A 25,332-nucleotide genomic window follows, 5' to 3' on the forward strand; every position below is an offset into this window, starting at 1 on the left:
CCGCGCGCGGTCGATCGACGTACGCGCTGTCCGAATCCCTCCCGAGATCAAGCCAAAAATAAGAAGAGTTCAGGCCGCGCTAAAAGGCGGCCTTGATGATCTCGACGGTCGCTTCTCCGCTCGGGAGGAACGTCACGGATGCGGCGTCGAAGCGCATCCGCTCCACGCCGCGCACGCGCGAGAACGTGGCGCGCCAGAGCCGCTCGCCCGCTCGCCGCACGCGGGCGCGCTTGCTCGCGTCGATGCTGTCGAGGGCGCGGACGTACGAGCCGGCGCCGCGTGTCCGCACCTCGATGATCACGATGACAGGGCCGTCGCGCGCGACCACGTCGATCTCCAGCCGCCCCACCCGCGCGTTGCGCGCGATGATCTCCACGCCCTGCGCGGCGAGGTGAGCGACCACCGCGTCCTCCGCGCGCGCGCCGAGCGCTCGCCGCGCGTCGGCCGCGGGAGCGCCAGCGGGCCCGATCGCCGGCCGGCTCTTCGCCGGAGCCGCCCGTGCGCTGCGCGTCGCGGCGCGCCCGGGCGGCCGGCCGTCATGTGAGCCCGAATCTTCGCTGGGAGGGAGGGAGAGGGAGGTTCCGGCCAGATCGGCCGTCGTCGGCGGAGGGCTGCGCGAGCCGCGACGGCCGGTCACCCGACGCCTAGAAGCCTTCGCACTGGTCCGAGTTGGCGCGGCCCTGCACGTCGCCGCAGGCCCCCTCGTTCTCGAACCCCGTGTTCTGCTTGATGCAGTACTTGCCGGTGATGTTCGGGTCCCCGAGGCCGACGTTCGGCCGGATCTCCGAGCAGGTGAAGCCCTGCGGGCACTCGCAGAAGTTGAAGTTCGGGTCGTCCGGCTCGCCATCGGCCACGCCGCACCGGCACGAGCAGTACACCGCCTGCTGCGCGTTCCGGTTCGAGTTGGCGGCGCACTGGCCGCAGACGGGCGACGCGACCTGGTCATCGGTCCCCGGCACGCAGCAGGCTTTGCCCTCGTTCTCGGCCGCCGACTTGGTCGGGTCCTGGCAGCCGGTGAAGCCGTCGCGGCAGAGGTACAGCTTGCAGACGCCGGCATCGGTGTCGCACTTCCAGCCGTCGCCGGGGCAGTCGGTGTCGCCGCCGCAGCGACAGAAGGCGCCGGCGGCGTCGCAGTTGCCGCTGAGGCACTGGCTCTTGCCGCCGTCCGGCCTCGTCGGGTCGCAGTCGGGCGCGTGCGTCCCCGACTCCTCGCAGGTGGTGCACCCGCCTTGCCCGGGTACACACGTCGCAGGCGCCTCCTGGCCGAGCGGGCAGCTCACGCGCCCCTGGAAGTGGTTCACCAGGCAGATCCGCGTCTGGCACTGGAAGGATCGCGATTCGATGTTCTCTTCCGTCACCTTGAAGCCAGCAAACTGCGAATCGTACTCGTCTTCAGGCAGACACGGGTCGCCGACGCCGCCGCTCTCGCACGCGGAGGGCAGGCTCGCCATAGCGACGACGCTGAGCAGGCCGAGCAGGCCGGACAGAATGGAACGGGTCATCAGAACGTGCTCCTTCGGCGGCGGTGCGCGCCACCGCTTCGGCAGCGGCGCGCGGACGGGAGGCAAGAAAACGCTCAAGTCGAGGTGCTCAAAGGCACAACGTCAGCGGTTGGACCCTAGACGAAGCGCGCCTTGAGCGTCAACAGCCGGATGGGGCGCGCCCGTCCACGTCGCCGAGGTGGCGGGCGCCGCCGGTGCGAGGCGTTCGACCCTGCGCGCGCGCATCCCTTGGCGGCGGACGGCCTGGCTGCCGCCTGGGCGGCGGCGGTGAGGCGGCGGCGCGACGATCGCGTTTAAGGAAGCGATCGCGCCTCCGTTCGATAATTCCACCGTCGACTCCTACGCAGTGCGCAACCCCAAGGTCGACGCGGCGCCGGGTGTCTCAGGACGGGAATGCAAGAGGGGGCCCCTCGCCCGGCATCGCTTGACAAGCTGCGCGCCACAATCCTACCATCCCCCGCCACACGCAAGTATCCGTTGATTCTCATTGAACTTTTTGGTTCCTGACCGAGCTGCCTCGGGGGTCTACGGCGCGCGTTCTCCGTGTGTGGAGCCGCGAACGGGGCGAAGGGGCCACGATCTTTACGTCGCCGAAAGCGAGGAACGACGATGCGGAACCGGGTGGCGAGTATCTGCCTTGTAGCTTCTGCCCTGTTGCTATCCCCCGCCGTGGGGCATGCGCAGCCCGGCAAAGGTAAGCCCGTCGCGGCTGAAAAGGCGGACGCCAAGGGCGACAAGAAGCCCAGCAAAGAGGTCAGCGCCGACGAGGATGCGGGCCCCGTGACCGCGGGCCAGATGACGGAGGAGGCGGCGCAGGGCAAGCGGCTCTTCGACAGCGAGCGGTGGAGCGACGCTGCGCGGCAGCTGAAGCGCGTCGTCGACGGCGACACCGGCGATGACGAGGGCAACAAGCAGATCGCCCAGTACCACCTCGCGATCGCGCTCTACCGCCTGCAGTTCTACCAGGCGAGCTATGCGCTCTTCTCGCAGATCGCCGACAAGCCGAGCCACCTCAAGTTCAACGAGACGCTGCTCTGGCTGTCCAAGCTCGCGACGCAGCTCCCGGAGCCGGCGGACATCATCGAGCGCGTCGGCAAGTACAAGACCGAGCAGATCGCGCGGTTCAACAACCCCCAGCAGCGCGACCTCTACTGGCAGCTCAACTACCTGCTCGGCCGCTACAAGTACCGGAACCGGAACTACGAGGAGGCCATCAGCCTCTTCGCCAAGGTCGACCCGAAGAGCAAGTACTACGTCCAGGCGCAGTTCTTCAGCGGCATCTCGTACGTGCAGCTGCGCAAGTCTGTGCCGGCGGTCAAGTCGTTCCAGCGCATCGTCCAGGCGATCGACGAGGGCGTCGAGGGCCTCGAGGACGAGGCGCGCATGCGCGACCTCGCGTTCCTCTCGATGGCGCGCACCTACTACTCGGCGTCCGTCCGCCTCGACGACAACAACGTTCCGACGATCGACGCCGCGAAGCTCTCGGCGGCCGTCAAGTACTGGAACCGCGTCGACGTCGCGAGCGAGTACTGGCTGGACAGCCTCTTCGAGCAGTCCTGGGCGTACTTCATGGCCGGGCTGTACCCGCAGGCGCTCGGCAACATCCACACGATCGAGTCGCCCTACTTCCCGAACTCGTTCTATCCCGAGGCCGACATCCTGAAGGCCGTCGTCTCGTTCACGATCTGCCAGTACGGCGACGCGACCACGATCGTCGCGAAGATGAAGAAGAAGTACGAGCCGATCAAGAAGGACCTCGAGTCGATCCTGTCCCGGTACCAGGGGGAGGGGAACGAGGAGCGCTTCTTCCAGTTCCTGAAGGACGTGGGCGCCGGCAAGGGCGACATCCCGCCGAGGGTCCGGCCGATCGTCGAGAACGCGCTCTCCGATCGCCAGCTCCGTCGCAACATGGAGTACGTGCGCATCCTCGATGAGGAGGCGGATCGGTTCAAGAAGGCGCCCGCCAACTTCCGCAACTCCCCGGTCGGCAGCGACGTGACCGACGCGCTCGAGTTCGCGAGGAGCCTCGCGATCCGCAACGCCGGCACGCTCGGCCGGGAGCGCTACCAGCGCAACCTCGACGAGCTCAACGAGCACCTCCGTGACTCGTCGAAGATCCTCATCGACATCACCGCGGCCGAAAGGAACAAGCTGGATCAGCAGGTCGTCAGCGGCCAGCTGTCGAAGGAGGACGCGCTCACCTACGGCGTCGTCAAGCCCGACGACGAGCACGTGCTCTGGCCGTTCGACGGCGAGTACTGGCGCGACGAGCTCGGCTTCTACCGGCAGGTCGTGACGTCGAAGTGCAGCAAGTGAGCGATTTCATCATGGTTGGCCCCGCGGCCCTAGGTCGCGGGGCAGGCAGCGCTTCCTCACGGGGGTCCGTGGCGGAGGGACGGAGATGGAGATGAAGCAGTCGAAGTTCGGTGTACTGCATGCGCTCCGCGCGGCGGCGGGTACGTTGGCCGTGGCGGCGTGCGCGGTCACAACGAGCCCCGCGTCGGCGGCCGACGCGTGCATCACGCAGCCGGCGAAGGATGCGATCGCCGCCTGTCCGGGCGGCAAGCTCCAGGTGTCGGCGGGCAAGAAGCCGCAGGTCAGCTTCAAGTCTGCCCCGCAGGGGATCCAGCTGAAGAAGCGCGAGGACCTGACGAAGCCGACCAATCCGACGGCTTCACAGGCCTCGGCGCAGCGCGACGAGCGGCGCAATCGCCTCGCCCCGAAGGTGAGGAGCCTGCTGGTCACGGAGATCCAGGGACTCGAGGGCCTGTACTCCTCGACGCCGAAGAACGCGCCGGACCGGCCGAAGCTGATGCGGCGCCTCGCCGAGGGCTACGTCGAGCTCGAGTCGGCGGCGTTCCGCGACAAGACCGAGGGGCAGATCAAGGCGGACGAGGCCAAGCGGAAGAACCCGAAGGCGGTCGCCGGGATCAAGGCCGAGATCGGCAAGGCCGACAAGATCCTCAGCCTCGCGCGCAAGCAGGCGATCAAGTACTACACGGACCTGAAGACGCAGTATCCGAAGTACTGCCAGAGCACCAACGCGGCCGACCCCGCGAAGAGCACGGGCTGCACGGACGAGGTCCTCTACTACCTCGCCTACGAGTACGAGCAGGCCCAGCAGCTCGAGGACGCTCGCAAGGTCTACTTCGAGCTGATCAAGAACTGGCCGAACTCGAAGTACATCCCGAACGCGTACCTCGCCTTCGGCGAGCTCTTCTTCAACGAGGCGCAGGGCGACCCGTCCAAGTGGGACCTGGCTGAGCAGTCGTACGTCAAGGTCACCCAGTACCCGCCGCCCGAGAACAAGGTCTGGGGCTACGCCCACTACAAGCTCGGGTACGTCTACTGGAACAAGGGCGATTTCGCCCGCGCGATCAGCGAGTTCAAGAAGACGATCGAGTACGGGCAGCAGTTCCAGCAGATGCCGAACGCGGCGCAGCTCGCGGTCTCGGCGCGGCGCGACATCATCCCCGTCTACGCGCTCGCGGGCGATCCGCGCAAGTCGCACGACTTCCTCCGGCCGCTCAGCGGCGACACGAGCGGCAGCTCCGAGAAGACGTTCAAGATGATGGACGACCTCGGGCAGAACTACCTCGACACAGGTCATTACAAGGAGGGCATCGAGCTCTACACCGACCTGATGACCCGCGATCGGGGCCCGAGGTACTGCGTCTATCAGGGGCACATCGCGGAGGCGACGCTCGCCATGAAGTCTGGCAACAAGGACCAGATCATGGGCGAGCTCGGGCGCCAGCTCGACGTCCACAACAAGTTCCTGGGCGAGGGGCACCCGGCGGACGCCAAGCTGAAGTGCTCGAACATCACCGCCGGTCTGCTGACCGAGACGGCGATGGCCTGGCACCTCGAGGCGGTGGGCTCGGGCGGCGTGCGCGGCACCGGCGACAAGAAGACGATGCAGCTCGCCGCGCAGCTCTACGACAAGGTCGTCAACAATTTCAAGCAGGAGCAGTTCGCCAAGTTCGAGTTCCCCCGCATCCTGAAGGAGGACTGGCCGAACATCTTCAAGATCAAGTACGCGATGGCCGACCTTCTGTACTTCCAGAAGGACTGGGCCAAGTGCGGTCCCGCGTTCGACTCGGTCGTGGCCGAGGACCCGAACGGCCCGCAGGCGGCTGAGGCCGCGTACGCCTCGGTGCTCTGCTACCAGAACATCTACACCGAGACCCACAAGGACGGCTCCGACAAGAAGGGGTCCGGCAACCTCCCCGACGGGGGGACGGGCAAGAAGGGCGACAAGAAGGCGGAGAAGGCGAAGTTCCTGCCCAAGGACTTCAGCGACAGCCAGAAGGGCATGATCACCGCCTTCAACCGGTACGTCTGCTACATCAAGCCCGCGGCGAACGACAAGGAAGCGCAGGAGCAGTACGTCGAGGTGAAGTACGCGCGCGGCCGCACGTACTTCGAGGCGCAGCACTGGGAGGAGGCCGCGCTCGCGTTCCGCGACGTGGCGCTGAACCACGCCGACAAGGAAGTCGGCATCTACGCGTCTCAGCTCTACCTCGAGTCGCTCAACGTCCTCGGCGCGAACATGGATCCGCCGCGTCCGTCTTGTTACGACGACATGGCCGCGGACGTGCCCAAGTTCGTCGACCTCTACTGCAAGGGCGGCAAGGAGAAGGAGAACGCCGAGCAGTGCGGCATCCTGATCCGCATCCAGCGCGACATCGAGCGCCTGCGCGCCCAGAAGCTCGTCGAGGCGGCTGATGCGGCCGGCGGCGTCGAGGCCCTCAAGAACTACGAGAAGGCCGCCGTCGCCTACATGGACATGTGGAAGAAGTACGGCGAGGCCGCCTGCGAGGCGAAGCAGCCCGCGTGCGAGAAGAGCGAGGAGATCCTCTACAACGCGGCCAAGGCGTTCCAGGCCGCCCGCCTCATCGCCAAGTCCATCTCGGCCCGCAAGATCCTGCTCGATCCGCGGTACAACCTCCACAACACCGAGCTGGCGAAGACGTCGATCTACGAGATCGGCGGCAACTACCAGGCGATCGCGGTCTATGACGAGGCGGCGAACTGGTACGAGCGCTACGCCCGCGAGAACCCGAAGGGGGACAAGGCCGCCGAGGCGCTCCAGGACGCGGTCGTGCTGCGGCTCGGCCTCGGTCAGGAGGACCAGGCGATCAAGGACGCCGACCTCTTCAACAAGAACTACGGCAAGGCGAAGCCGGCGCAGACCGCGCAGATCGCGTTCGCGATCGGCGCGCACTACATCGATCGCGAGGACTGGGATCAGGCGCGCCGGCGGCTGTCGACGGCGATGCCGCAGATCGATCGCAACGCGACGTTCGACGTCCAGGTGCAAGCGCACGCGATGTACGCGCGCGTCCTCCTGCAGACGAAGAGCGTGACCCCGGCGAACGGCGAGTACAACAAGGTCCGCGGCTACTGGAAGGACCCGGCGGCCGCGCTCAAGAAGCTCGACGCGATCGGCGGCGAGGAGCCGGAGAAGCTGCGTCGGCTCGGCAAGGTGCTGACCGCGGTCGGCGAGGCCTACTTCCACTTCGCCGAGCAGAAGCGGAAGGACGTCGATAAGATCAAGTTCCCCGAGTACAAGGGCTCCGGGAACCGCGAGGACGTCCTCAAGCACATCAACACCAAGGTCGCCGACTGGGTGAAGAAGAAGCGCCCGGCGATCGAGGCGGCCGACGCCGAGTACCAGAAGATCCTCAAGCTGGAGCCGACGCCTCCGCCGAAGTGGGTCATCGCAGCCGGCGCGCGCGTCGGTCAGATGTGGGGCAAGTTCGTCGCCGAGTTCCGGGCCGCGCCCATTCCGAAGGAATGGAAGGGGCACGGCATGGTCCCGGGCACCGACGTCTCGTACGACGAGATCCGGGGCGAGTACTACTCGCGCCTCGACGAGGCGAGCGAGCCGCAGAAGCAGATGGCGAAGGGCGCGTTCAAGACCTGCCTCGACCTGTCCGTGAAGTACCAGTACTTCGACGACTACTCGCGTACCTGCGAGGTGTGGCTGTCGAAGAACTACGGCGCCGAGTACCACCTCATCGACGAATTCCGCGGCTCGCCGTCGCGGGTCAACTCCGGCATGAGCGAGCGCCCTGCGCCGCTGAACCTCGACGGCACCCCCTTCCGAGAGGCGCTGACAGCCGCTGACAAGCCGGCTGCGAGCAAGGAGAAGGAAGAGGGCGAGGACAAGAAGGCGGGCGACGACAAGAAGGCGAGCGAGGACAAGAAGGCCGCGCCGGCTGCGTCCGGTTCGTCCAAGGAAGGCTCGGCGCTCGATCGGGCCACGACCCGACCCAGGAAGTGATGGAGCGAAACATGAGAAGCATCACCTCATTGGCAGCGGTTGCGGTGCTCCTTCTGGCCGCGACGGGTTGTGGCGGCGGGAGCACCGGCGGTACGGCTCACGGGGCGAAGGACCCGACGACGGGCAAGACGATCACCGACAGCAAGGGTCAGGCCGTGTCGGTCGAGGCGGCCAACAAGTTCAAGACCGCCATGGACACCATGGTCCAGCACGACAAGGCTGGGGACTGGTCCGAGGCGACTTGCAGCTCGACGGCCCAGCTGTTCCTGGACGCCGCGGACGAGCAAGGGAGCACCACGTTCGCCGAGGCCATCTACAACGCGGGGCTCGCGTACCAGCGTTGCAAGAAGGACTCGGAGGCGAAGAAGCACTTCACGCAAGCGCTTCAGAAGAACCCGAAGTTCCACCCCGCGCGGGTCCAGGTGGCGCTCTACAACCTGGCGGAGTCGGGCGACAGGAACATCGACGCGGCGATCAGCGAGATGCGCCAGGCCGCCGTCGTCGATGCTCAGTACAAGAACGTCGAGGCGCTCGTGCACCTCGCGCTCCTGTACATGAAGCGCGGCAACCAGGTCGCCGACAACGATGGCCCCAACGACTTCCAGCGCGCGAAGCGGTACATCCAGAGCGCGCTGGCCGTCGACGACGCCTTCATGCCCGCGTTCAACCAGCTCGCTATCTACTACCTGGAGACGGCGAAGCAGAAGGCGGGCAGGAAGTCGGGCAAGGCGGTCGCGACCAACGTCAGCAAGCAGAAGAAGGTCGACACGCAGGCGCTGGAGCTCGCGGCGCTGGTCTGCTCCCAGGCCATCCGCAAGAACCCCAACTACGCGCCGATCCACAACACCGCGGGGATGATCCAGGTGGAGCTCGCGAACCTGAACGGCGCCGTGCAGGAGTTCAACATCGCGAGGAAGCTCGACCCGACCTTCTACGAGGCGCAGATGAACTACGCGGCGGTGAACCTCCAGTTCCGCGGGTTCCAGCAGGCGGACGAGGCGTACCGCGCGGCCCTGAAGATGCGTCCGAACGACTACGACGCTCATCTGGGCCTCGCGCTCGCCCTGCGCGGTCAGATCGATGACTCGAACTTCGACAGCATGGTGGCGTCCGCCAGCGCGGAGCTCGATGCCGCCAAGAAGGTCGCCCCCGAGCGCGCCGAGACCTACTACAACGAGGCGATCCTGACCCAGGAGTACAAGGCGAAGTCGGGCGGCAAGGGGGCCGAGGGCGCCCTCATGTCGGCGAAGGGGCTGTTCGGTCAGTTCATCCAGAAGGCGGGCGCCAGCACCGAGTTCGCCGACGCGGTGAAGCGGTCGAAGGAGCGCATGAGCGAGATCGACCAGATCATCGCCTTCAACAAGCAGACCGAGGCCGAGCGGAAGGCGGCCGAGGCTGACATGAAGACGAAGGAAGCCGAGCAGGAGGCAGCTGCCGGGAGCGAGGGCGAAGGGGGCGAAGGGGGCGAAGCGACGACCCCGGCCCCGGCTCCTGCCCAGTAGCGGAGCCTCGTCCTGGGCGCTGTCCGGGTCGCAAGGAGGGTGAGCGAGGGATACGGTAGTATTCCGGGCGAGCTCGACGGGCGGGTCGGACAGCGTGGCGGTGCGACAGACAACGGCACCTGAAGCCCCCTTCTCTCGCTGCACGAAGCTGCATCAAGGAGAAGGGGGCTCGTTCTTTTCGTCTTCGTCGCAGCGCTCTGGGAACCTTGGGTGGAATCGGTTGTCGAGGCGTGTGTGGGTCGTGCTCTCCGACGCCTCGATAGCATGCGAAGCTGGTTGACCGGCCGCCGCGGAAGGCGGTACAATGGCACTGTAACAGCGTCGAAACATTGTGAGGAGGCTGGAATGAGAGGGTTGACCCGATTGGGTGCGGGAGTCGTGGCTGCCGTTCTTATGAGCGTGGTCGCCTCATCGGCGTTCGCGCAGGGAGCGGCTCCTGGCGCTGGGAAGAAGGATGAGGGGTACGGGTACGAGTTCTCGGACGATCCGCTGAACGCCGGCGGGTTCGGCCCCAACGACGCCACCATCCGCGTGCGGCCCGGCCCTGTCCGGACGACGCTGATCAGGCCCCGCACCTCGTTCGTTCCGGAGATGCTCAAGTCGGTCGAGAACCTCTGATGTGATGGGCAGGTTTGGCACCTGCCCTATCGATTTACCCCCCGGTGCTGGGGGCGTGCGCCGCGCGGCGCACAGGGAAGGCTGGCGGAGATGGAAGGCAAGCAAAGGGTCGCTCTCACATTTGCGCTCTACCAAAACGAGGCGCTCGTCCGCCGGGAGACGATCACCCAGGATATCGTCAAGGTAGGCAAGGACGCGAAGAGCCATCTGCGTGTCGATGACGAGCTTGCCTCGCGCATGCACGCGGTCATCGAGGTCGCCTCCCCGCAGGACATCACGCTCATCGATCTCGGCAACGAGCCGGGCACGATGGTGAACGGGGCGCGCGTCAACAAGTGCAAGATCAGCCCAGGCGATCAGCTGCAGATCGGCGGCACGAAGATCATGCTGGAGCGCGCGGAGCCGGTGGCGGTCGCCGCGGCGGCGGGCCCCGCCAAGCCGGTCCCCGCAAACCCGTTTGCGGCGGCGCCTGGTGGGAACCCGTTCGGCGCTGCGGCGCCCGGGAATCCGTTTGCGGCCGCGCCCCCTGGGAACCCGTTCGCAGCCGCCTCCGCGGGCGGGGCGGACCCGTTCTCCTACAACAACCCGTTCGCGCAGTCGGCGCCGGCCGTCGACGAGGTGCCCCCGGACGCGCCGGAGGGCTCCTACACGTACACGCTCGTGAAGAACGGGCCGGACGTGCCGAGCGAGGAAGTCGAGGTCCCGGCGGCCTCCGTCGAGGTCATGATCCTGTGGGATGCCGCGGTGCTCCACGTCGAGCACCTCACGCCGCCGCGCTCCTTCTACGTGGGTGAGGAGGCGGGGAAGAACTTCAAGTGCGACTACTTCATCCCCTCGGAGAAGCTCGGCACGACGCGGGCGCCCATCCTCCTCGCGGATCGCTCCGGCTCGGTCTCCGTGGTGCTCCTGCCCCGCGCGACCGGCACCATCGAGATCCCGGGTAGGCCGAAGATGACGGTGCAGCAGGCGATCGATCAGGGCCTCACGCAGCCGTGTTCCGAGCTCTCTGGCGCCTATCAGATGGCGCTTCCGTCGGGCGGGAAGGCGAAGGTCGAGCTCGACGGCATCGTCTTCCAGGTGTCCGCCGTGAACGCGGGCAAGGTCGTGGCTGGCCACCTCCAGCTGGACACGCAGAGCCTGCTGTACACGGGCCTCTCGATGGCGGTTCACCTCGGGCTACTCGCTGCGATGGCCTTCTTCATGCCGCCCCTCGGCGATACGGGCGAGGACGGGATCTCCGCTGACCAGCAGTTCCTGATCCAGCAGTACCTCGCGGCGGCTGCCGAGAAGGAGATGGAGGAGAAGGAGACCGAGCAGGTCGCCGAGAACGCTGCGGACAACAAGGAGGGTGGCACCGGTACACGCGCCAAGGGTGAAGAGGGTTCGATGGGTAACCCGAACACCAAGGCCACCGGCAACCGCTACGGCGTCCAGGGGCCCGCCGACAACCCGGATCCGCACATCGCCCGCCAGGCCGCGCTCCGCGACGCCGCGGAGTTCGGCATGATCGGGCTGCTGAACGCCGGCGCTGGCGGCGATCCGAACGCGCCGACCGCGCCGTGGGGACGCGACGATTCGCTCGGGAACGATGCGCTGAGCGCCCGCGGCAACATGTGGGGCGATCAGATCGGCGACTCGTTCGGCGCTGGCGGCCTCGGCCTCTCCGGCATCGGCGAGGGTGGTGGCGGGCGCGGCGAGGGCATCGGCCTCGGCTCGATCGGCACCATCGGGCACGGCGCCGGCACCGGCACCGGCCAGGGCTTCGGCTCCGGCCATGGCCGCCTCGGTGGGTCTCATCGCACCAAGCCGCCGCAGGTGCGCATGGGTGCGACCAGCGTGAGCGGCCGTCTGCCCCCCGAGGTCATCCAGCGTATCGTCCGTCAGAACTTCGGTCGATTCCGGCTTTGCTACGAGAACGGGCTCAGGAACAACCCGAATCTGCAGGGCCGTGTCGCGGTGCGCTTCGTCATCGGGCGCGACGGCGCGGTCTCCAACGTGGGTAACGGAGGTTCGGATCTGCCCGATAACGGCGTGGTTTCCTGCGTCGTTCGGGCGTTCTACGGCCTGTCGTTCCCGCAGCCCGAGGGCGGTATCGTCACCGTCGTCTACCCGATCATGCTCAGCCCCGGCGGCTGAGTTCGCCTCGCCGCTCGGTTCGAGCGAACGCCCCGCACCTCGCGTGCGGGGCGTTTTCCGTTTCAGCGCTGGACGCGGCTGGCGCTGGGCGCGGCCGGGGGTCTGCGGCGAGCGCCCGTGGGGTGGCCAGCTCGGCGTCCGCCGCGCGGGGGAGGGTGGGGGCCCGGCGTGGAGGCGCTGCAGCGAGGCGCATGCGCGGGGTCTGAAGCCCTGGACTTCCGCGGTTGCCTCCGCCTATTCTCGCGTCGCCGCGCGAGGTTCGACGCGCGCCACCTCGGGACGCTTGTGACGGTGCCACACGGAGCGGGGCAGCCTGTCTCCGAGACTGCTGAAGGAGCGGCGCAGCCGTCTCCGGGATTGGGGACGGAGCGGCGCAGCCGACTCCGGGACGCTGAAGGAGCGGCGCAGCCGACTCCGGACGCTGAAGGAGCGGCGCAGCCGACTCCGGGACACTGAAGGAGCGGCGCAGCCGGCTCCGGGACGTTGAAGAGGGGCGACGCGACGCCCAGGTCACTCAGAGGCCGGCGATGCCGGGGCCATTCGAAAGGTGAGCGAGATGAAGCTTGGGGCATTCTTGATGGTTGGCCTGGTCGCGGCGAGCGCGGCGGGCCTGGGCTGCAGCCGGCACCGCCAGGAGGCCGTCATCCTGGCGAATCAGGCCGACAAGGAGGTCGCCGTCAACCCCGACGGTGCGGCCAACAAGTACGAGCAAGCGACCAAGCTCGACCCGACCAACCACCGCATCTTCTTCAAGCTGGCGATGGCTCACAAGAAGCAGGAGGAGTGGGACAAAGTCGCATCGACGCTGTCTCGCGCCACGCAGATCGCCCCGAAGTTCGCCAACTACTGGTTCGAACGGGGGTGGGCGCTCGAGCAGCAGGCGAAGAAGAAGACGATCTCCTACGAAGAGTCCAAAGAGCCGTACCAGAAGTGCATCGAGAACGACCCCAACTTCGCGGACTGCTACTCCCAGCTCGGGAACGTCTATCTCTGGACGGACGACGAGCAGAAGGCGCTCGAGAACCTCACCAAGGCGATCGAGCACAACCCGAACGAAATCCGCTACTACGCGGCGCTCGCCGACCTGTACTCCCGTCTCGGGTACACGAAGGAGGCCGAGCAGGTGCTCAAGGAGGCGATGTCGTTCGCGAAGCCGGGGGACAAGTACCTCTTCGGCATCCACAGCCTGCTCGCGTCGGTCTACCAGGACCGGGGGGCCACGGCGGAGATGGTGTCCGAGCTCGAGGCCGCCAAGGCGGTGGCGCCGACGGATGGTCCCGAGTCTGTACAGATCCTCTGGAGTCTCGGGAGCACCTACGCGACCCTGGATCCGCCGCGCAAGCAGGAGGCGATCCAGATGCTCAAGGGGTTCACCACCCGCGCCTGTAAGGGCTCGAAGGCGGCGAGCTTCAAGACCGAGTGCGAGACGGCGAACACGCTCGTCGCGCGGCTCGGCGGTCAGTAGCCGTGATGCCGCGCGCGGCACGGGGCACGTAAGCGTTTCAATTCGTTCGAAGGTCGGGGCCGAGGGTCGATAATCAATGGATCTTGCGCAGCGTCTCAATCATCTCGAGTCGGTTCATGACTGGCAAGGGCTCGTCGAGGAGCTCGAGAAGGGGATTGCGGCCGAAGGGGACGCCACCCGGAAGGCGGCATATCACCTGAAGCTCGGGCGGCTGCTCGAGGAGAAGTTCCTTCAGGCCGTCAAGGCGCTGAAGCACTTCCAGGACGCCTACAAGCTGAATCCAGCGCTGCTCGAGGCGCTGGAGTCGGCTCGTTCCATCTACTGGGACCTCGGCAAGACCAACATGGTCCAGAAGCTCCTGGAGCTCGAGCTGAGGAACGCCCCCGAGGGGACCGCGGCCGCCGAGCTCCGCGTGGAGCTCGGCGACGTGCTCTGCGACGCGGGCGATTTCGAGCGCGCGACGGAGATGTACGCGAAGGGGCTCGCTGCGTCCGGCGGGACGAGCGAGGAGGCGCGGGCCTGCCTCTTCGACATGCAGGTCGATCAGTCGTCGTGGTCGGCGCGCATGGCGGAGCTGGTGGACGCGGCCGACGCGGCCGCGAGCAACGACGAGCGCAAGCGGCTGCTGCTCCGCGCGGCGCGCCTCGCGAAGCGCTTCGATCGCGGTCAACTCGAAGACCTGCTCCGGAGGGCGTACGAGACCGCGCCCTCCGACAAGCAGGCAGCGACGATGTTCGAGGGGCTCCTCGTCGAGGCGGAGCGGCCGCAGGCGATCGTGGAGACGCAGCGCCGCATCCTCGACGCGCGCGCCGGCGTGGCGCGCGGAGAGGCGGCCTTCAAGTTCGGCGTGCGCTGGGCCACGCGGCACCAGAACGTCGAGATCGGATCGAAGCTCCTCGAGGAGTCGCTCCGGTTCGATCCCTCGAACGAGGCTGCGTTCGCCTACCTGCGCGAGCTCTGGGGGACGAAGGAGGGCAACTGGGAGCGCGTCGCGTCGCTGGCGGAGAGCGCTGCCAACCAGAACGGCAGCTCCCCGTACATGATCGCGCAGGCGGGCGGCATCGCCTGGCGTCAGCTCGGCAACCTCATCCGGGCCAGGAGCTGGTTCGAGAGGCTCTCGGCGGTCGCCCCGACGCACCCGAGCGTGAGCGCGTTCGAAGCGCAGATCGGCGAGCGCCTGACGGCCGCGCCTGTCGCGCCGTCCGCGCCTCCGCCGGCTGCTGCCGCGCCTGCGCCCGTCGCCGTCGCGCCCGCGCCCGTCGTCGTCGCGCCGCCTGCGCCCGTCGCCGTCGCGCCTGCGGACGCCACGCCGCTTCCCACGAGCGCGCCTGCGCCCGTCAGCGCGCCTGCGCCCGTCAGCGCGCCTGCGCCCGTGAGCACGCCAGCGCCGCTCAGCACGCCAGCCCCGGTGAGCGGCAGGGTGAGCGCGCCCGTGAGCGCTCCTGTGGATGCCTCGTCGGTGGACGAGCGCGACGCGAGGTCCTCGGTGGCCGACATCGAGCCGCCGCCGCCTGCGCGGGCTCCCGCCGAGAGCAGGCCTGCCGATTCGGAGGTCGGCCGGCGGCCGACGGCGCCGCCGCCTCCGGCCGCAGAGACCGCGGGCCGCGTCGAGGAGCTCAAGGCCAAGGCCCAGAAGCAGGAGCAGGCCAAGCGGTACAACGAGTACGTCAAGACGCTGATCGAGATCGCCGAGGCGGTCTCGGATCCCGCCGAGAAGATCGACAACTACGCGAAGGCGGCGGATCTCTACTCGGGCAAGTTCTCGAACGCGGCCGAGGCGGTGAAGTGCTACGAGGCGATCCTCGCGATCGACGGCGAGCACGCGCAGGCGATCGACTTCCTCCGCCAGAGCTACGAGAAGCGGCGCGACTGGGAGAAGCTCATCGGGCTGCTCCGCCGCGAGGCCGCGGCGCTCCCGGAGGGCGGCGATCGCGCAGCGAAGTACCTCGAGATCGCGAAGCTCGCGTCGGAGCGGGTGAAGAAGGTCGACTTCTGCATCGAGCTCTGGGACGAGGTCCTCGCGAACGACCCGGAGAACCCCGAGGCGCTGAACGCGCTGGCCGGGCTCTACGAGAAGAACAAGGACTACCAGGCGTTCGCGAGGGTGCTGCAGAAGCAGGTCGACACGACCTTCGACAGCACCCAGAAGCTCGCGCTCCTCAGCAAGCTCGCGCAGCTCTACGGCGAGCGCCTCAAGGACGACGAGGCGGCCGTCAAGGCCTGGCAAGAGGTGATCGCGCTGAACCCCCAGGACCGCAAGGCCCAGGAGGCGCTCAAGAAGGCGTACCTCCAGCTGCAGCGCTGGGACGATCTCGAGGTGTTCTACGCCGAGAGCGGCAAGTGGGACGAGTTCATCCGCGTCCTCGAGTCGCAGGAGGCCAAGGAGACCGACGACGCGGCCAAGATCAGCCTGCTGGTCAAGATCGCCGATCTCTGGATGGTCCAGAAGCAGAAGGCGGATCGCGCGGCGCGCGCCTACGAGAAGGTGCTCTCGATCGACGGCTCGCACCTCGCCGCGGCCGAGGCGCTCATCCCGATCTACACGCAGGCGAACAACCCGAAGGGGCTCGCCGGCGCCATCGAGGTGAAGCTCTCGCACGACCAGGACGACGTCTCCCGGCTCGACCTCTACCGGCAGGTCGCGGCGCTCTACGAGACGCGCCTCAAGGAGCCGCAGCGGGCGTTCGAGCGTTACCTCTCGGCCTTCCAGATCGCGCCGCAGGACGAGCAGTGCATCGATGACGTCGAGCGGGCCGCGCGCTCGACCGAGGGGTGGGACGCCCTGATCCAGGCCTACTCGTCGGCGATCTCGCGCGCCGAGGGCGAGGGGGACATCGCGCTCGGGGTCGATCTCCGGCTCCGGCTCGGGCGGGTGCTGCTCGATGAGGTGAAGCGCATCGACGAGGCGCTCTCGCAGTTCCGCGCCGTGTACGAGGCGGACGGCGAGAACCAGGCCGCGATCGGCGCGCTGGAGCGGCTCTACCGCGAGACGGGTCGGTTCGGCGAGCTGCTCGGCATCTACGAGAAGAAGCTCGGCATCGTCACCGAGCCGGAGGAGCGCAAGCAGATCCTCTACGCGATCGCGGAGCTCTACGAAGGGGAGCTGCGCGACGCGGCGCAGGCGATCGGGACGTACCGCCAGGTGCTCGACGACGAGCCGACGGACCCGCAGGCGCTCGCGGCGCTCGACAAGCTCTACCGCGAGCAGCAGGACTGGGCGTCTTACGTCGACGTGCTCCGCAAGCGGATCGACTCTCCGCTCGACGAGCAGGCGCTCATCGACCTCAAGTTCCGGCTCGGGAGCACCCTCGAGAAGCACCTGAACGATGCGGCCGGAGCGCTCGAGAACTACAAGGAAATCCTGATCCTCGATCCGGGCAACGACGCGGCGCGCCTCGCGCTCGAGGCGCTGCTCTCGAACGAGGCCCTGCGGGCCGAGGCGGCGGCCATCCTGCAGGAGATCTACGAGGGGCGCGGCGACTGGGAGAAGCTGATCCAGGCGCTCGAGATCCTCGCCGCGGCCGAGGGCGACACGGCGACGCGCGTCGCGCTGCTCCGGAAGGTGGCGCGGACGGCGGCCGAGAGCCTGAGCGACCTGGGCCGCGCGTTCGACGCGCAGTCGCGGGCGCTCAAGGACGACCCGTCGCACGCCGAGACGCGGGCGGAGCTCGAGTCGCTCGCCGCGCAGGCGGGCGCCTGGGACAGGCTCGACGTCATCTTCAGCGAGATCGCCGATTCGCTGAGCGACGCCCGGCTGAGCCGCGAGTACTGGATGCGCCTCGCGAGCATCCACGAGCGGCTCGGCAAGGTCGAGGAGGCGGCGAACGGCTACCTCCGCGTGCTCTCGATCGATCCCGCCGACTCGGAGGCGCTGGAGGCGATGGACGAGCTCTACCGGCGCACCGAGCGCTGGGGCGATCTCATCGGCGTCTACCGGCGCCGCATCGAGCTCGTGCACGAGCCGACCGAGCGCGAGGGCCTCTATGCGCAGATGGCCGAGGTCTACGAGCAGCGGCTCGGGCAGCCGGAGGAGGCGATCGCCGCTTACCGCGAGGTCCTCTCCATCGACAACACGAGCATGGTGGCGCTGGCGGCGCTCGACGGGCTCTTCAGCCGCCAGGGCATGTGGGAGGAGCTGGCGGACAACCTCGAGGCGCAGCTCGGCATCGCCGTCGATGAGGAGTCCCAGATCAGGCTGATGCTCCGGCTCGCCGCGCTGCGGGAGTCGCGGATGCGGCTCGTCGACTCGGCGATCGACATCTACCGGCAGGTGCTCGAGCGCGAGCCGACGAACGTCGAGGCGCTCGGGGCGCTCGAGCGCCTCGGGAAGGTCGCCGAGCACGAGCTCGCGATCGCGGAGATCCTCGAGCCGCTGTACCGCCAGTCGGGCGACTTCCAGAAGCTCATCGGGGTGCACGAGGTGCAGGTGCGGCGCAGCGACGACGTGACCCGTCGCGTCGAGCTGCTCCACCAGATCGCCGTGCTCTACGAGGACGCGGGCGGCGACCTCAGCTCGGCCTTCGACACCTACGCGCGGGCGCTGAGCCAGGATCCGGCCTCGGAGTCGACGCAGGAGGGGCTCGACCGGCTCGCGCGCGCGACCGGCCGCTTCGCCGACCTGGCGCGCGTGTTCGAGACGCTGGCGGCGCAGCAGACCGACGCGGAGCTCGCGAGCTCGCTCTACACGATGAGCGCGCGGATCTACGAGGGAGACCTCGGCGACATGGACAGCGCCGTCGGGCACTACCGGCGCGTGCTCGAGATCGATCCGCGCAACCTGCACGCGGCCGAGTCGCTCGAGCGGCTGTTCAGGACCGCGGAGCGCTACAACGAGCTGTCGCAGATCCTCCAGCAGAAGGCGGACATCCTCGACGACCTGAACGAGAAGAAGCTCGCCCTCTTCCAGGCCGCGAGCATCGAGGAGGAGGTGCTCGAGCGGCACGATCCGGCCATCGCCGTCTACGGCAAGGTGCTCGAGCTCGACGCCGAGGATCTGCGGGCGATCGACGCGCTGACGAAGCTCTACCTCAGCCTCTCGCGCTGGCAGGAGCTCCTCTCCGTCTACGCGAAGAAGGCCGATCTCGTCCTCGATTCGAACGAGAAGAAGCGCATCTACTACCAGATCGGCGCGGTGTACGAGCGCGAGCTCGGGAACGTCGCGAGCGCGATCGACACGTACCAGCGCGTCCTCGAGATCGATCCGGACGATCTCCAGGCGCTCGGGCGGCTCGACGTCCTCTACCAGACGTCGCAGAACTGGCTCGAGCTGCTCAGCGTGCTCCAGCACGAGGCGGAGATCACCGCGGACCCGGCGGAGGGGATCAGCTACCAGTACCGGATCGCGGAGCTCTACGAGAAGCACCTCGACGACGTGTCCCGGGCGATCGAGCTCTACCGCGATCTCCTGCAGCAGATGCCCGATCACGAGCCGACGCTGCGGGCGCTCGAGCAGATCAAGGACGGCAGCCGTGAGCCGCTCGGCGCCGCGCTGGTGCTCGAGCCCATCTACGACGCGTCCGGCGAGTGGCAGAAGCTGATCAGCGTGCTCGAGGTCCGGGTCAAGGTGGCCGAGGACCCGTACGAGAGGGTCGATCTGCTCCACCGCGTCGCGCGCCTCTCGGAGGAGATGCTGAGCGACCACGTCACCGCGTTCGAGACGTACGCGCGGGCGGTGACGTTCGACATCGGCAACGAGGAGTCGCTCTCGAACCTGGAGCGGCTCGCGATGATGGTGAACCGCTGGCCGCAGGTCGCCGCGCTGTACGACACGGAGCTCGGCCGGCTCGGCGAGGAGCCGGCGCGCTTCGTGGAGCTCGGGCTCCGGCTCGCGCAGATCTTCGAGACGCAGCTCGACGACATCGACAGCGCCGTCGCGCGCTACAGGCGCGTGCTCGAGGTCGAGCCGGAGAACCAGACCGCGATCGCGTCGCTCGATCGCCTGTTCACCGCGACCGAGCGGTGGAGCGACCTCGTCACCATCCTCTCGCGCGAGTCGGAGATCGCGCAGTCGCCGGACGAGATCCTCGAGTTCAAGTACCGGCTCGGCGTGGTCTATCAAACGCGGCTCAACGACCTGCCCGCGGCCATCGGGGCGTACCGCGAGGTGCTCACGGCGGCCCCCGAGCACTCGCCGACGCTGGAGGCCCTCGAGGGGCTCTTCGCGGCCGGGATCAAGCAGATCGAGATCGGCGCCATCCTGGAGCCGCTCTACCAGGCGGCCGCGGAGTGGGAGAAGCTCGGCGGGGTGCTCGAGGCGGAGCTCACCCACCTCACCGAGCCGCAGGAGCGGCAGGCGATGTACTACCGGCTGGGGGAGCTCCAGGAGGAGCGCCTCATCTCGCCGGACGGCGCCCTCGCGGTCTTCATGCGGGCGCTGAAGGAGTACCCCGGCGACGAGAAGACGCTCGAGGAGGTCGAGCGGCTCGCCGGCTCGGTCGACGGCGGCTGGGAGATGCTCGCCAACGCGTACGCCGACGTGCTGGGCATCCACAGCGACAAGGACGTCCAGACAGGCATCGGCAAGCGGCTCGCGCGGGTCTTCGAGACCGACCTCAGCGACGTCGCCAAGGCCGAGGAGACGTACCGGTACGTGCTCGGCATCGAGCCGCTCGAGGCCGAGGCGCTCTCGAACCTCGATCGGATCTACACGCAGCTCGAGCAGTACCCGGAGCTCGCGAGCGTGCTCGAGCAGCGGGTGCGAGCGACCGAGGATCGCCCGGAGCTCGTCGATCTCTACCTCCGGCTCGGGCAGACGTACGAGGAGCGGCTCGGGCAGCTCGACGACGCCATCCGCGCGTTCCGGCGCATCTTCGACGAGCTCGAGACGACGAACGAGCAGGCGATCAGCGCCCTCGAGCGCATCTACACGGCCAAGGGGGCCTGGACCCAGCTCAAGGTCGTGCTGGAGCGGGAGCTCGAGAACGCGATGGGCGACAGCCAGGAGGCCGACATCCGCGCCAAGATGGCGCACCTGCTCGCCGATCGGCTGAACGACGTCCAGGGCGCGGTCGAGACGTGGAAGCGCGTCCTCGACCTCCGCGGCGAGGATCCGGAGGCGCTCGGGGCGCTGTCCAACCTCTATGAGCGGGTGGGGCAGTGGTCCGAGCTCTGCGACGTCCTCGAGCGGCACTACGACATCGCGATCGACGATGAGTCGCGCGTCGCCGTGCTGCTCCGCCGCGCCAAGCTGTTCCACGAGCAGCTCGGCCGCGACGACTCGTCGCTCGACGACTACCAGCGCGTCCTCGACATCGACTACGCGAACCTCGAGGCGCTCTACGCCATCGCGGCGATCTGGCGGCTGCGCAACGAGCCCGAGCAGATCGTGAGCTCGCTCCACCAGACGGTGGATCGGGCGCGGGACGTGCTGCCGGCCGAGAACGTGATCGCGCTGTACCGCGAGCTCGGGACGACCTACCAGCACGTCCTCGGGCAGGCGTACGACGCCATCGACGCCTGGAGGAAGCTGCTCGAGGTCGACCCGAAGGACTTCGAGGCGATGGCCGCCCTGGAGAACCTGCTCCGGGCCGAGGGCCGCTGGGTCGAGGTCATCGACGTGAAGATGGGCCGGGCGGCGGCCTACGAGTCGCCGGCGGACAAGGTGCGCGAGTACCTCGAGGTGGCGCAGATCTGGGAGCACCAGGTCGAGGAGAGGGACCGGGGCACGCTCGCGTACGAGAAGGTCCTGGAGCTCGAGCCGACGCACGATCAGGCCTTCGCGGCGCTCGAGCAGCTCCACGACGCGGCCCGGCGGAGCGAGCCGCTCATCGAGCTCTACCTCGCGCGGCTCGACTCGCGCGAGGAGGTCTCCGAGAAGACCGACATCCTCCGCAAGGTGGCCCGGGTCTTCGAGGAGCAGCTCGAGGACAAGCCGCAGGCCTTCGACGCGCTGCTCACGGCGTTCGAGATGGACTTCTCCGACATGGACACGGTCCGCTACCTCGAGCGCATGGCGCAGGCGACGAACCGCTGGCCCGAGCTCGTGCAGACGGTGAACGGGTGGCTGCAGCAGCAGACGGCCCCGCTCCAGAAGATCACGCTCTGCCTGCGCCTCGCCAAGTGGTACGCGGAGGACCTCGGCCACCCCGAGTACGCCCAGCCGTACTACCAGCAGATCCTCGCGCACGACCCGAACAACGTCGCGGTGCTGCGCCAGATGGCGAACTTCTTCAAGAAGACCGGCCAGTGGCAGCAGCAGGGGCAGATGCTGACGAGCGCCCTCAACGTCGCGGTGACGGACGTCGATCGGAAAGAGGTCCTGACCGAGCTCGGCGAGGTCCTCGAGAAGCACATGGGCGAGGTCGAGCAGGGGCTCAGCTTCTACCGGCGCGCCCTCGACGTGGATCCGCTGCACCTGCCGGCCCTCGAGGCGCTGGAGCGGATCTACACGGATCGCGATCAGTCGAACGATCTCGTCGACGTCCTGCTCCGCAAGGCGCGGGCCGTGAGCGAGTCCGACGTCGTCGCGGCCGTGAAGCTGCGCACCGCCGGCCTCTACGAGTCCAAGCTCGGCCTGATCGAGAAGGCCGGCGCGGTCTACCGCGAGGTGCTGGACATCGACGCCTCGAACCTCCTCGCGATGCGGGGGCTCGAGCGCGTCTACACGGCCACGCACCAGTGGCCGGATCTCGTGCGCGTCCTCGAGATGCAGCTCGACGTGGTCACCACGGAGCGCGAGCGCATCGACGTGCTGATGAAGATCGCGAACCTCCAGGAGGAGCAGTTCCTGAAGCCCGATCTGTCGGCCGCGCGCCTCGAGCAGGTGGTCGAGATCGACCCGAGCCACGAGCCCGCGCTCGAGGCCCTGGAGCGCTGCTATCGCCGGCTCCGCCAGTGGCACGATCTCATCAACACCTACGATCGCCACATCAACGCGGCGGAGGATCGGCAGAAGAAGATCGAGCTCTGGGCCCAGACGGCCAAGGTCTACGCGGAGGAGATCGAGGACCTCGACCGCGCGATCGACGCGTACCTGAACATCGTCGACATCCAGGACACGCACATCCCGGCCCTGGAGGCGCTGGCGAAGCTCTACGAGAAGCAGGACAACTCGGCGAAGGCCATCGAGTACATGACGCGCGTCGCCGACCTGACGGCCGACGGCAAGCAGCGCGTCGAGATGTACTTCCGGATCGGCCGGCAGCTCGACGAGAAGCTCGGCGAGCGGGTCCAGGCCCAGGAGCGCTTCGAGATGGCGCTCGATCTCGATCCGTCCCACGTGCCGACGCTGGCGGCGCTGCGGGTGATCGCGATCGACGCGGCCGACTGGGACCGGGCGGCGCGTTACCTCGACCAGGAGCAGATGAACACCGACGCGCCCCGCGCCAAGGCGCGGCTGCTCGTCGAGCTCGGCAAGCTCCGGGACGACATGCTCGGCGAGCACGCGCTCGCGGTGCAGGCGTACGAGATGGCGCTCCAGAGCGATCCCGACAACGAGGACGCCGCGATGCCGCTCCTCAACGAGTACGTCTCCACGGAGCGGTGGGCCCAGGCCGAGCCGCTCGCGGAGATGCTCGTCAGGAAGAGCGGCAAGCGCGACAGGTCAGAGCAGCACCGGCTGCAGCGGACCTTCGGGCGGGTCCTCGAGCGCCTCGGCAAGGACGACGCCGCGCTCAAGGCGTACACGGCCGCGCACAACCTCGATCTGACCGACCAGGAGACGATCCGGGGCCTGGCGGACGTCAGCTTCAAGCTCGGCGACTGGGCGAGCGCGCTGACGAACTACCAGAAGGTGCTCACCAGCCTCGACGAGGCCGAGACCGAGGAGCGCGCGACCGTCTACTACAAGCTCGGCTGCATCAAGCAGGCGCAGGGGCAGTCGAAGCAGGCGGTCAACAACTTCGAGAAGGCGCTCGGCGCCGAGCCCGCGCACCGGCCGACGCTCGAGGCGATGGTCGCCGTCTACGACGCGCTCAAGGACTGGAAGCAGGTCTGCCACTACAAGCGGCTGATCCTCGACAACATCATGGACGGCGTCGAGCGGTTCAGGATGTTGAACGACATCGGCGACATCTGGGTCGACAAGGAGAACAACATCCCGAAGGGCGTGGAGGCCCTGGAGGAGGCGCTCGACCTGGAGCCGCAGAACCACGTGCTGCTCCACAAGCTGCTCCAGCTCTACCAGCGCACGGGGCAGTGGGAGCGGATGGTGGACTGCCTCCAGCGCATCGCGGAGCTCGAGCCGCAGCCGGATCGGAAGAGCCGTTACCTCTACACGATGGCGCAGATCTACCGCGACAAGCTGGACGACCCGGCGCGCGCGGTGGAGCTGTTCAACGACACGCTGGACCTGAACCCGCACTCCCTCGAGGCCTTCGAGCGCATCAACAAGATCCTGACGGCGCAGAAGGAGTGGAAGCAGCTCGAGCGGGCGTACCGCAAGATGCTGCACCGGGTGGCCGGCAAGGGGAACACGGACCTCGAGTACAGCCTCTGGCACGCGCTCGGGCTCATCTACCGCGATCGGCTCGGCGACAGGACGGCCGCCGTCGAGACGTTCCGCATGGCGTCGCGGCTCAAGCCCGAGGACGCGACGGAGCACCTGATCCTCGCGGAGCTCTACGAGCAGTCGGAGCAGTTCGATCTGGCGACCGGCGAGTTCCAGGCGATGGTCAAGATCGATCCGATGAAGATCGACCCGTACAAGCGGCTCTACCGCCTGTACGTGGACAGCAAGCGCTACGACCAGGCCTGGTGCGTCGCGGCGGCGCTGTCGTTCCTCCGCAAGGCCGATCCCGACGAGCAGCAGTACTTCGAGGACTACCGCCCGCAGGGGCTCATCCAGGCGAAGAGCCGGCTCGACAACGAGCAGTGGATCAGGAACCTGTTCCACGAGGAGGAGAACCTCTACGTCGGCAAGATCTTCGAGATGATCGCGGGCGCCGCGCTCAGGGCGAAGATCGAGACGCTCAAGCAGCGCCGTGAGCTGCCGGTCCTCGATCAGCGCTTCCTGCAGGACCCGGCGACCTCGACGGTGACGTTCGCCCGGACCTTCGGGTGGGCGGCCAACGTCCTGGGCCTGCCGGCGCCGCGGCTCTACGTGCGGAGCGACGTGCCCGGCGCGCTCGTCGCGGTGGCGAACGAGCAGCCGGCGTCCGTCGCGGGTCAGACCGTGCTGACCGGGTTCTCGCCGCAGGAGCTCACGTTCATCGTCGGCAAGCACCTCGCGATGTACCGCGGCGAGCACTACATCAAGACGCTGTTCCCGACGGTCACCGAGCTGACGGTGCTCCTGTTCGCCGGGATCAAGCTCGTCGCGCCCGACACGTCGGTCCCGCCGGACATCGAGAAGCAGATCACGGCGACCGCGCAGACGCTCCGCGGGTTCATGCAGCCGATGCAGCTCGAGGGGCTCCGCATGGTGGTCAAGAAGTTCCTTGCGGAGGGCGCCAAGGCCAACATCAAGCGGTGGGTCCAGTGCGTCGACATCACCGCGGCGCGCACCGGCCTGCTCCTCTCGGGCGATCTCGAGATCGCGAAGAAGATCATCGCCGCCGAGCCGCAGCAGCCCGGGGATCTCCCGCCCCAGGACAGGCTCAAGGAGCTGATCGTCTTCTCGACGAGCGATCAGTATTTCGCGCTGCGTCAGGCGCTCGGGATCGCCATCGGCGAGGGCTGATCCCGCGCGGCAGTCGGGCCTAAGTAGCGGAATTCACCTCATTAACCGGAGTACCCGGGGCATTCAGGGGGAGCGCGCGCGCGCTCCTCGCCCCGGGGCTCCGCTGTGCCGGAGGGATGCACATCTCCATGAGTCTGCTTGACGAGTCAGCAATCCTTACGAACGATCAGGTGCTGTGACCTCGTCATCGATGATCGTCCGGC

Annotated in this window: 9 protein-coding genes; 7 read left to right on the forward strand and 2 right to left on the reverse strand. The window is 67.9% G+C overall.

Annotated elements, in window-relative coordinates; translation table 11 throughout:
* Positions 1 to 79 precede the first annotated feature (79 nt).
* Both WMF14_RS16695 and WMF14_RS16700 read right to left on the reverse strand, forming a co-directional pair.
* Positions 80 to 403, reverse strand: coding sequence for a YraN family protein (locus WMF14_RS16695; protein ID WP_272098131.1), 324 nt, complete (start codon positions 401 to 403; stop codon positions 80 to 82).
* Positions 404 to 644: 241 nt separating this feature from the next.
* The gene (locus WMF14_RS16700) at positions 645 to 1,502 is read right to left on the reverse strand and encodes a hypothetical protein (RefSeq protein ID WP_437802102.1); all 858 of its coding nucleotides are present in this window, start codon (positions 1,500 to 1,502) and stop codon (positions 645 to 647) included.
* 654 nt (positions 1,503 to 2,156) lie between these two features.
* On the opposite strand from WMF14_RS16700, the gene WMF14_RS16705 reads away from it, so the two are divergent.
* The 7 genes from WMF14_RS16705 (at position 2,157) to WMF14_RS16735 (ending at position 25,129) form a co-directional block, all read left to right on the forward strand.
* Positions 2,157 to 3,818 (forward strand): tetratricopeptide repeat protein, encoded by a 1,662-nt coding sequence (locus WMF14_RS16705; protein ID WP_437802104.1) that lies wholly within the window; start codon positions 2,157 to 2,159, stop codon positions 3,816 to 3,818.
* Between the two features lie 91 nt (positions 3,819 to 3,909).
* Positions 3,910 to 7,791, forward strand: a complete 3,882-nt coding sequence (locus WMF14_RS16710) for a tetratricopeptide repeat protein (RefSeq protein WP_437802106.1) — start codon at positions 3,910 to 3,912, stop codon at positions 7,789 to 7,791.
* An 11-nt stretch (positions 7,792 to 7,802) separates the two neighbouring features.
* The gene (locus tag WMF14_RS16715; protein WP_272098135.1) at positions 7,803 to 9,293 is read left to right on the forward strand and encodes a tetratricopeptide repeat protein; all 1,491 of its coding nucleotides are present in this window, start codon (positions 7,803 to 7,805) and stop codon (positions 9,291 to 9,293) included.
* Between the two features lie 378 nt (positions 9,294 to 9,671).
* Positions 9,672 to 9,911 (forward strand): hypothetical protein, encoded by a 240-nt coding sequence (locus WMF14_RS16720; RefSeq protein WP_272098136.1) that lies wholly within the window; start codon positions 9,672 to 9,674, stop codon positions 9,909 to 9,911.
* Positions 9,912 to 10,001: 90 nt separating this feature from the next.
* Positions 10,002 to 12,047 carry an AgmX/PglI C-terminal domain-containing protein gene (locus tag WMF14_RS16725; protein ID WP_437802109.1) on the forward strand — a complete coding sequence of 682 codons (2,046 nt, stop codon included), beginning with the start codon at positions 10,002 to 10,004 and terminating at the stop codon, positions 12,045 to 12,047.
* Between the two features lie 556 nt (positions 12,048 to 12,603).
* On the forward strand, positions 12,604 to 13,512 hold the full coding sequence (locus tag WMF14_RS16730) for a tetratricopeptide repeat protein (protein WP_437802111.1): 909 nt from the start codon (positions 12,604 to 12,606) through the stop codon (positions 13,510 to 13,512).
* Positions 13,513 to 13,588: 76 nt separating this feature from the next.
* On the forward strand, positions 13,589 to 25,129 hold the full coding sequence (locus tag WMF14_RS16735) for a tetratricopeptide repeat protein (protein WP_437802113.1): 11,541 nt from the start codon (positions 13,589 to 13,591) through the stop codon (positions 25,127 to 25,129).
* The last annotated feature ends 203 nt before the right edge of the window (positions 25,130 to 25,332 follow it).

The organism is Sorangium sp. So ce693 (assembly GCF_051521375.1).
Taxonomy (GTDB): domain Bacteria; phylum Myxococcota_A; class Polyangia; order Polyangiales; family Polyangiaceae; genus Sorangium; species Sorangium atrum.